The organism is Thiocystis violacea (assembly GCF_016583565.1).
GTDB lineage: Bacteria > Pseudomonadota > Gammaproteobacteria > Chromatiales > Chromatiaceae > Thiorhodococcus > Thiorhodococcus violaceus_A.
The window spans coordinates 1-1705 of record NZ_NRRF01000183.1; the positions used below are offsets into that span (position 1 = coordinate 1).

The window sequence follows — 1705 nt, forward strand, 5'->3', positions numbered from 1 at the left end:
AGCGAGCGGTCCAGGGTCATCTCAGGCATCGGCGGCATCTCACCAGCGGGAAAACGACCGCCAAGTGTTACCGACACCATCGCGATTATCCAACAGTACTCGCTAATAGTTTGATGCGATTGCCCTGTCCGCCACGGGTGATTCACGAACACATCAAGGCGCGGCCCCGGGTGCGGTGGCGTTGGTCCTTGAGAGATACCTGGTTCGGTCGATTCAAGTGGGAGCCCCGCCCCGGGATGACGGGCGCGGCGACCACCGTTCGATCGCGGCGGGGCGCCGCTCCCACCGGCATCGGCAGCGCTGGATGCGACCAGAAGTGATGCGCGCCGGCCAGCTGCCGTAGGTTGGGCCGACGCTAGGAGGCCCAACATGCACCCTTTCGATGGGCCGCGTGCCTCGGTCCAACCGACGCCAGGCATCAGTTGCGGTCGCACCCGGCAGCGCTGTCGCCCTTGTTCGGTGGAGCTCGTTTCGTGTATCTTTGATGCATTTGCTCTTGCGGCGGGAGGGGTGAGTCGCATCGATTTTGCGCGATGCGGCGCGCTCCCAGCGCCTCCCCTTGATTGACCCAATTCGATCTTCGCCAGATTGGGCATGAGCACCTTGCTAGGGAGTTCAATCTGACGCAAGAAGGCGCCAAATGACTCATGCCGGTATCGTGTCGCGAGCACGCGGGACGTGACGCGCCCCTTGTCCTCGCGCGGGTCGCCCTCGACAGCCCCGTCGCTTCCCCGCATCCTTGGCGTCATCCTCCTCGGCCCCCGAATCTGCGCCGGCGCTCACCGATGGACACCTTTAAAACCCCCATCACCCGATTGGCCCGCCTGTTCCTGAAATCGCGCGATGCGTGGAAAGCCAAAGCCCTGGATAAGCAGCGGCGTCTGCGCGCGGCCCAGGTCAAGATCCGCGATCTGGAAGCGAGTCGTGCGTATTGGAAAGACCGGGCACTGGCGGCACGGGACGACTCGGCGGCCGAGGGCGAAGGTGAATCGCCGGAAACCGTCGAGCGTCTCGTCCGTGTGCCTCCACCCGGTCATCATCATTCGCTGCTGGTCATGCAGTTGACGCTGCGGATGTACCTGGAGGCCGGGCTCGGCAGCCGTGGGGTGCCTCACGTGCTGAGCCTGTTGACGCCGTGGTTGCCGGTGAGCGTGCCGGCTCATACTACGGTGCTCAACTGGGTCTACCGCTGCGGGTTGGCGATCCTCCAGTCGTCGCCGGAACGACGCGAGGATTGGATTTTCGTCGCCGATCATACGCTGGGACTTGGGGCCTCGAAGTGTCTGGTGATCCTGGGCATCCCCGCCAGCCGCTTGGTCAAGACCGGTTACAGCCCTGATCATCACGCCATGCAGGTGCTCGCCGTGGAGGTGACGACGCACAGCACCGGAGCGTGGGTCGCGTCGATTCTGCGCAACGTCGCCGAACGCACCGGGCCGCCGATGCAGATCGTCGCCGATCATGGCAGCGACCTACACAAGGGAATCACGTTGTTTCAGCAGGAACAGGCGAGCAGGGCGAGCGCGTATAAATTCTCAACCAAACACAACCTTAGCGCGGTAGTCATCGTTCCAGGTAGCCTTGCGGCGCTTCTTGGACATGCGCTGCTTGGAGGGCTCTTGTTCCAGCAGATTCATGCAAAGGTGACGGATCGAGGTCAGAATCGCTGGAGCATGGCCTTTGCGGATGCGGCAGGCGTCTTCGC

Annotated in this window: 1 protein-coding gene; it reads left to right on the top strand. The window is 63.3% G+C overall.

Features of this window, described 5'->3' with window-relative positions:
- Positions 1–785: 785 nt before the first annotated feature.
- The coding region (locus CKO23_RS24580) for a hypothetical protein (protein ID WP_200336119.1) at positions 786–1705 on the top strand (920 nt) is incomplete at its 3' end.